9 protein-coding genes are annotated in these 8300 nt (G+C 33.2%); 7 read left to right on the top strand and 2 right to left on the bottom strand.

Features of this window, described 5'->3' with window-relative positions; genetic code table 11:
* Window positions 1-221: 221 nt before the first annotated feature.
* A complete protein-coding gene (locus ENL20_01700; GenBank protein HHE37271.1) occupies window positions 222-1049 on the bottom strand; it encodes a hypothetical protein in 828 nt (275 codons plus the stop codon).
* 24 nt (window positions 1050-1073) lie between these two features.
* A complete protein-coding gene (gene smpB, locus ENL20_01695; protein HHE37270.1) occupies window positions 1074-1523 on the bottom strand; it encodes an SsrA-binding protein SmpB in 450 nt (149 codons plus the stop codon).
* Window positions 1524-1696: 173 nt separating this feature from the next.
* Here smpB and ENL20_01690 point away from each other — a divergent pair, with 173 nt between their 5' ends.
* The 7 genes from ENL20_01690 to ENL20_01660 form a co-directional block, all read left to right on the top strand.
* Window positions 1697-2755 (top strand): undecaprenyl/decaprenyl-phosphate alpha-N-acetylglucosaminyl 1-phosphate transferase, encoded by a 1059-nt coding sequence (locus ENL20_01690; protein ID HHE37269.1) that lies wholly within the window; start codon window positions 1697-1699, stop codon window positions 2753-2755.
* Window positions 2752-3498, top strand: coding sequence for a ribonuclease Z (locus ENL20_01685; GenBank protein HHE37268.1), 747 nt, complete (start codon window positions 2752-2754; stop codon window positions 3496-3498). Before ENL20_01690 ends, ENL20_01685 begins: the two co-directional genes overlap by 4 nt.
* On the top strand, window positions 3473-4888 hold the full coding sequence (locus ENL20_01680) for a hypothetical protein (GenBank protein ID HHE37267.1): 1416 nt from the start codon (window positions 3473-3475) through the stop codon (window positions 4886-4888). The genes ENL20_01685 and ENL20_01680 overlap by 26 nt, the downstream gene beginning before the upstream one ends.
* A gap of 14 nt (window positions 4889-4902) precedes the next feature.
* Complete coding sequence (locus tag ENL20_01675) at window positions 4903-5481, top strand: hypothetical protein (protein ID HHE37266.1); 579 nt, start codon at window positions 4903-4905, stop codon at window positions 5479-5481.
* A gap of 3 nt (window positions 5482-5484) precedes the next feature.
* Complete coding sequence (locus tag ENL20_01670) at window positions 5485-5931, top strand: hypothetical protein (GenBank protein ID HHE37265.1); 447 nt, start codon at window positions 5485-5487, stop codon at window positions 5929-5931.
* On the top strand, window positions 5928-8093 hold the full coding sequence (locus tag ENL20_01665) for a hypothetical protein (GenBank protein HHE37264.1): 2166 nt from the start codon (window positions 5928-5930) through the stop codon (window positions 8091-8093). The genes ENL20_01670 and ENL20_01665 overlap by 4 nt, the downstream gene beginning before the upstream one ends.
* Window positions 8094-8110: 17 nt before the next feature.
* On the top strand, window positions 8111-8300 hold a 190-nt coding region (locus ENL20_01660; GenBank protein HHE37263.1), incomplete at its 3' end, for a hypothetical protein.

The raw sequence follows: 8300 nt of genomic DNA, 5'->3' as shown, positions 1-8300 counted from the left end.
TTTTCAGTTTTGCTTTATCTTCTTTTTTGTGTTTTTGAAGTTCTTCTTTTAAGGTTTTGATCTTATTCATAATACCTTCTTTGTTAAATGATTACAATCTTGTTCCTAAACTCCAGCAAGACTTGACTTGCATTGACCGAAGGGAATGTGAGTCGAGAATTGCGTACTTCCTGAACGATTGTTTTTTTAACTCGCACTTCGTTACGAGTCAAATCCAATCTTTATATCTTCCTGATCGAGATCGTTCCGGTCGGAAATTTTCTGATTTCATAATAAGTTGTTGGATCGATAGCACAACTTATTTTTTTGATCAATTTCGCATGATGGATCTGTTTTTTAAAGATTTTTGTTGAATCCTCAAAATCAAGAAAAACATTTGCCACATTTTGAGCAGCTTTGCTCAGACAATATTCAACAATTGGAAAAGTCCTTTTCCAGCGATCCGGTTTTACTTTTCCTTTTTTCAGAAAATAATTTTCAATTATAATATCATAATTTTTATTGATCTTATAGATCTGTTCTTCAAAGTAGGTCAGCGGTTTTTTTATTCTCTTTCTTTTTTTCCTGAATTTCAGCTCAAAATCTTTCAAATGCAATCTTGTATCCGCTTCCATAATTTTATGAACCGTCTCTTCGTCCACAAACCTGTCTTTTCCGTCAGTATGTAGAGGTTGATGCAAATCTGCAATATAATGAGATAAAACTCCGAATTCAAAAATTATCGCTTTTAATGATGTATTCAGGATCGGAATTAAAAAAGGATGGATTTTGGGATGCAGAATTATTTTTTCAGGATCATCCATCATTTGTTTGATCAGAATAATTTCTTTATCGATTTTTTTGATCACGCTTCCGCTATTATAACCGAATTCGTTGGGAGTGCAGTTATAATAATGATTTGTAAAATCTTTAAAGATCCTGTCAGGAGCTTCGATACCGAGAATAAAAAGTTCCTGGTGAAGTTTTAGTAAATGCACAAATGAAGCTTTGCATTTTTTTAAAGCATTCGAAGTAATAAATTGATGAGTTCTACTATCCCAGAGCCACATATTTTTTCCTGATTTTTTTAAATTCTATCCTAAATTCAATTTCATCTTCCGTTCCATATCCCGCATTTCATCTTTCTTTTGAATTGTCTCCCGTTTATCATATTGTCTTTTACCTCTGGCAACTGCAAGGTTGACTTTTACAAATCCTTTTTCGTTAATGTAAATTTCTTTAGGAATGAGAGTAAAACCTTTTTCTTCCACTTTTTTCATCAATTTCCTGATTTCTTTTCTGTGCAATAAAAGTTTTCGTTTACGATCGGGATCATGATTATTGAAACTTCCCTGTTCATATTGACTGATATGCAGGTTATAAAGCCAGATTTCGTCGTTTTCAAAATAAGCATAACTATCTTTGAAATTTAATCTTCCCGATCTGATAGACTTGATTTCGGTTCCTTTCAAGACGATTCCTGTTTCCAGTTCCTCTACAAAATAATAATTATGCGATGCTTTCCGATTTTTAAAATTTCTCATACTTCCCTCATAGTTCAGAAACTTTTGTTAGTTCAAATTGTCAAATAGTTTGTTTATCCAATAAAACTAATGGATAAATCATTGACAAAAAAAGCAAATTTATAAAAAAGAAACGAGATTCAGGAATAAAAAAAATGATTAAGGAGTTTTAGGTGAACATAATTTATTCATATCTGACAGCTTTCATCCTTGCTTTTCTTTCTGTTTACAGTATCACTCCTTTTATCATTAAATTTGCGAACAAAACAAATTTTCTGGATAATCCGGGTGCTCGTAAAGTTCATAAAAAAGCAACTCCACTTTTAGGAGGATTGGCTGTTTTTTTTGGTTTTTTTGTACTCACCATTTATGCTGTGATAACCACTATCTACACTTTTGATAAAGCTGTTGTTGGCTATTTGATCGGGGCTTTGATCATTGTTCTGGTCGGGATTATCGATGATAGACATGGAATGAATCCGATATTAAAAATGCTCGGTCAGATACTTTCCTGTTTCATTTTTATTTACTCAAATGATTTGATAAATTTGTTTGGTCCGATTTATATCTCGATTCCGATCCTTCTATTCTGGATGGTTGGATTAATGAATGCTTTGAACTTCCTGGATAACATGGATGGCATCATTACCGGAATGTCAGGAATTTTAGCTCTCGGATTTTATGGTTTCAGCTTTATCAGTAAAACTCATTCACTGGCTGCTCAATCTGAATTTATTTCCCTTCTTTCATTGATTTTTGCAGGTTCTGTTTTTGGTTTTTTACCGTACAATTTTAATCCTGCTAAAATATTTCTGGGTGATGCAGGTAGTATGTTTATCGGGTATTTTTTATCCACTATGGGAATATTAGCAGGTCGTCTTGCTGTCACCAGTATGAACAATAATTTTTATTACCTTTTACCCGTTTTACTATTGAGTTATGCCATTTTTGATATATCTCTCGTCAGTATAACCCGCAAGCGGGATGGAAGGAAGATCACTCAAGGTGGAAAAGATCATTCAACTCATCGTATTGGAACTGCTTTAGGATCAACCAAAGTTACAGCTCTGATCGTTTACCTGCTGAATATTATTATCGTTTTAGTAACAATACTGGTTTTTAAAATGGAATCGGTTAATCTTTTGATAATTTTCACTCTTATTTTTGCCTTACTTTTTTTATTTTTTGGGAACAAACTGGATCATGTTCCAATTTCGGTTCCCCAAAATCAATTAAAAACAGAAGATAATTGATCAATATGAAGTTCAGGATTTTAGGATCAGCATCAGGAATGCCGACTATTAATAAACACCATTCTTCCATCTGGATCAATTTTTCCGATAAAAACATCCTTCTGGATTGTGGAGAAGGAACAGCAAAGCAAATGCTGAAATTCGGATTGGATAAAGATTTTCTTGATGCAATTGTTATCAGTCATTATCATCCCGATCATGTCAGCGGTCTTTTTATGGTCATTCAGATGTTGTATCTCCAAAAGAGAAAACAGGATTTGTCGATCTATCTTCCGGAACATATCGAAAAATTCAAAGACATTCTGAATCTTTTTTATACTTTTTTATCAAAAATTCCTTTTAATATTTATTTCTCTCTTGTTCCTTCACTGACTGATGATTTTCCTGAAATTGATATTATAAAGTCAGATCATCTCCTGGATTATGAATCAATTGTAAAAAGTAACGGTTTCATTAACGAATTCAACTCTTATTCGTTTGGAATCAATGTAAATAATAAAAAACTATTATATACATCCGATTGTTCAACCCTGAAACCATATAAAAGTATGCTTGCATCGACTGATGTCTTGATCATCGATGCTATGCATCCTGACTCTGATGAAATTTTAGAACTTCCAAAATTATCATCGGGAAAAATAATATTATCTCATGGTCTATCTTCCAAATTAGAAGAAAGTCTGAATTTAAATAAAAACGACAGGTTTGAAATAGCTGATGAAGAAAAAGAATATATTTTATAAAGTAACTTTTTTACTGATAATTATCATAGCTACCAGTTGCTCTACCGACAAAAGATACGAAATTGCAAAAAGTTTATATCTGCAGAGCAATTATGTCCCGGCGATCGAACATTATGATGATTTTATTAACAAAACATTAGACGGTGCTTTAGCTACTAAAGCAGAATTAGAAAAATCAGAATGCTACTATCAATTAGGATTATATGCTTATGCTAAAAAGAATTGGAAACTCGCAAATAATCTCTTTTATCTAGCCAATTCTTTGAAAGCTGATGAAAAGATGGATAATTGCTATTATGAATTAGCACAAATAGCTATGAAAGAAAATGATATCAAAACAGTTCTCGAGCATTATGATTATATTCTTACCTATCTAACTACTTCGGAATTGATACCTGAAATCCTTTATAACAGGATAAAAATCAGTGTGGATTTAGACAATAAACAAATGGCTTTTGATGATTATCATATCCTCTGGAATCAATATCCTGAAAATGAATTCACAAAAAAAGCAGAACCATTCATCGACAGGTTACTGCCTTTCTACATCGAAGAAGTTATTGCCTTGCAACATACCGGAGATTATGAAACCTCGCTTGAAATACTGATCAATCTGTCTTTGCTGCCTTCCTCTTATAAAAAGCTTTTGATCGAAGAGATCAGCAATGTCTATTTATTAATGGGTGATCGGGAAATGAATAATTTGAATTATTCTACTGGTTTGGAATTCTATCAAAGAGCAATAAATTATGATTTTAAACAGGAATCAATTATTAACAATAAATTGGAAACACTTTGCCAGGAATTCATAGCACAGGGCAATAAGCTGATTGAATCGGATCAGTTAGATGAAGCTATTAAAGTCTATGAGAAAGCTTTTTTGATCATTCCTGAATATCCTGATGCTGTCGCCGGTATTGAGAAGGTTGAAATTACAAAACAGAATTATATAACAGCACAGGAATTGATCGATCAGGCATTAATCCTGGAAAAAGAGAAGAAATTTGCTGAAGCTCTGAAATTATATAAACAATCAGCAGTTTTGAGAAATACAGATTGGATTCGGGAAAAGGTATTTCAAACACAAAATATTATCGAAGCCGAGAATAATCCCATCGAATTTGCAAAATTTATTATCCGGAACTATAAAAATGGAAAAGTTGCGGAAAGAATTTATGCTCTGGAAAATGATATGATAACTATTCACGGAGAAGAATTTGTTAGAAGTACAGGTTGGAAAGTTCTCTACTCTTTCGGTAAATACAAATATGAAGTAAGGTATGACATACTCACCCCAGAAGTTAATTATTATTTTATCTGGAGATTGGATTTAATAACCAGAGAGGTTACGCCTTTAAATAAAATTACCGAAAAAATTTTGGAAAAATAACGGATTTGATGATCATGAAAAAAATATTTTTTATTTCGCTTTTGGTTTTTATAACTGTATCAGCTTATGCAGAATTTGACATAAAAAAATTCTCCAATCCCTACAAATACAATTGGGACACGACAGAAAAGCAGCATATTTACCGGGAAAATCTGATGGAAAGACAAAAATTACTGCAGGTCTATCAATTAAAAAAACAGAACATAACTACTAATTTAATCAAATCAGCAATTGCTCCGGGTTGGGGTCATTTCTCTGCCAGAAGTTATACAAAAGGTCAAATCCTCTTGGGATTAGAACTGGCGATTTTGGGGACCAGTCTCTATTATTATGATATATCTATGGAACAATACGATAAATATAAAAAAGCAACTTATATTGAAGACATTAATCAATATTATTCAAATGCCAAAATGCCGTATATTTATTCACAGGGACTTCTCGGACTTGGTATTGTGATCTGGATCTACACGGTTTATGACACGATTGCAGTAACTGAAGAATATAATCAAAATCTCTGGCAGGAGATATTTTTTGATTTTCAACAAAAAAAGATCAGTATAACACCAACAGGTATTACTTTGAGGTTTTAAATTATGAAAAAAAGAATATTTCTGCTTATAATTCTAATAATGCTCTTGTCGTGTTCTCTCGACAGAAGCAATTTATTAGATCCAAACGGACATGACATCAATATCCCGCCTTTGGTTGAAAATTTCCAAATTGATGGTGAAGAAGTTCATAGTGGTGATTATGTTTATATAAAATCTACTGGTAAAAGTGTTGAGATGAGCTGGGATAATGATGTAACAGGAGTTGCAGGATATTATATTTACCGTTCAATGGCTTATGATGGCTTATATGTATTGGTTGGTGATGAAAACCATATTCCTTCAAATGAAAATCCGCCCAGACAAAGTTTTATAGATAATGACGAACTAATTGTCCCTGATAGCTGGTATTATTATAAAATATCCGCTTATAATGATAAAGGTCTGGAAGGATATCGTTCTAACTGGAAGTTAACCTGGGTCGTTGATTGATTGATCTTTCCAAACTTAATTCTGAACAAAAAAAAGTCGTAACTTCAACTGAAGGTCCTGTTCTCGTTCTTGCCGGAGCAGGAAGCGGGAAAACCCGTTCTGTCATTTATCGAACGGCTTATCTAATTCATGAAAAAAATGTTTCACCCTGGAACATTCTTGTTGTAACTTTTACAAACAAAGCTGCAAGAGAACTTCGCGACAGACTGGAAAATACTTTTAATATTTCGACTCATTCTCTTTGGATTGGTACATTTCACTCTGTTTGTACCCGCATCTTGAGATACGAACAGGAACATCTGCATTTTGACTCCAATTTTTCCATTTATGATGAAGTAGATCAGAAATCTGTTTTCAAGAAAATCTATAAAAAATTACAGATCGATCCCGATAAATTCCCAATCGGTCGGGTCAGGAACATCATCAGCCGTCAGAAAAATAACCTGATCTTACCGGAACTTTTTTTCAAATATAATGAACGGAATTATTATTCGGAAATAGTTGCGGAAATCTATTCAACTTACCAGAAATTTTTATTGGATAACAATGCTCTTGATTTTGATGACCTTTTGATGTACACAGCTATTCTGTTTTATGATAATCAGAAGATCAGGAAAAAGTACGAAGAAAAATTCAAATATATCATGATCGACGAATACCAGGACACTAATTATGCTCAATTCAAGATCATCAACCTGATCGCTCAAAATCATCAGAATCTTTGTGTAGTCGGTGATGACGATCAGGCAATTTACAGCTGGCGCGGAGCAAATATCAGGAATATCCTCAATTTTGAAAAAGATTATAAAAATGTTCTGACCATCAAACTTGAACTGAATTACAGGTCTCCCGAATCGATCCTGAAATTGGCTAATGATCTGATCAAACATAATGATGAAAGACATCCTAAAGAACTCCGGACAAAAATTATTTCCAAAGAAAAACCCGAATTAGCAATTTTAGAAAACGAGAATGGTGAAGCTGAATTTGTAGTAGATGAGATTTCCCGATTAAGATCGAAAAATGAAAATTTGAATGAATGTGTGATCCTGTACCGGACAAATGCTCAATCTCGAGTTTTTGAAAAATCTTTTTTTCATAGAAAGATCAAATACCAGATCGTCGGTGGAATTAACTTCTACCAAAGAAAAGAGATCAAGGATATTATCGCATACTTACGAATTTTGGTAAATCCTGCTGATTCTGAAAGTCTGTTGCGGATCATTAATTTTCCGGTGAGAGGAATTGGTAAAAAGACAATTGAAAAAATAGTTGATTATGGATTAAATAATAAGTACTCCTTTTTTGAATCGTTACAAAATTCAGGGAAAAACAATTTCCTGAATTTGTCTTCCAAAAGGAAGATTTCAGATTTTTTGTCCAAAATTAATGAATGGAGAGAAAAATCCGAATCTCTCCCTATTACTGATTTGATAAAAATGATAATCGATGATATTCATTTAATGAAAATTCACGATTTCAGTGATGATCCCAAAGATATTTCGAGGGTTGAAAATATCCGCGAATTCATTGCTGCTGCTACGGAATTTTCAGACAATTTTTCTGCTGAAACAGGGAATGAACCGTTATTGACAGATTATCTACAAAATATCTCCCTGCAGACAGACCTTGATCATGTCGATGAAAATGAAGAATCCGTAAAACTGATGACCATGCACAATGCCAAAGGTCTGGAATTCGATCATGTTTTTATTGTTGGTTTGGAAGATGGTTTACTTCCTCATTCCCGTTCCATCGAAAATGAGAAAGACCTGCAGGAAGAAAGACGGCTTTTCTATGTTGCTGTCACCAGAGCGAAAAAAACACTAATATTAAGTTATACTCGCTCCAGAAGAACATTTGATAAGATAGATTATCCGCTGCCAAGCAGATTCATTGCAGAATTAGATGAAAACCTTTATCTTAAAAAAGAGCTGCATATTGAAATTGATTTCAAATTTAATATTAGAACAGAATCCCCAATCAAACCTGTTCTGGAATCTCAAAAATATTATAAAGTTGGACAAAAAATTGCACATCAGAAATTTGGGAAAGGAGTTATCCTGAATGTAGATGGAAGAGGAAATGATGCAAAATTGACGATTTCATTTGCAAACGGACAACTTAAAAAAATTATGGGAAGTTATGTGAAAGTTCTGTGATTGGAACGGAGAAATTTATGTTAAAGTTTTATAAAAACTCATTATTCTTTGTGATCCTGATTTTTCTTTGTTCAAATCTATTTGCGACCAAATATGCAGGCGAGATTTTCCGCATGGGAGCAGGTGTAAAAAATTTCGCTCTTGGCAATTGCGGCTTAACAGACGAAAATTCATACGCTCCTGCTTACTGGAATTCCGCTTTGCTGA

Source organism: Candidatus Cloacimonadota bacterium, assembly GCA_011372345.1.
Lineage (GTDB): Bacteria > Cloacimonadota > Cloacimonadia > Cloacimonadales > TCS61 > DRTC01.
The sequence above is the reverse complement of the archived record's forward strand: the minus strand, read 5'-3'. Positions and strand labels throughout refer to the sequence as shown.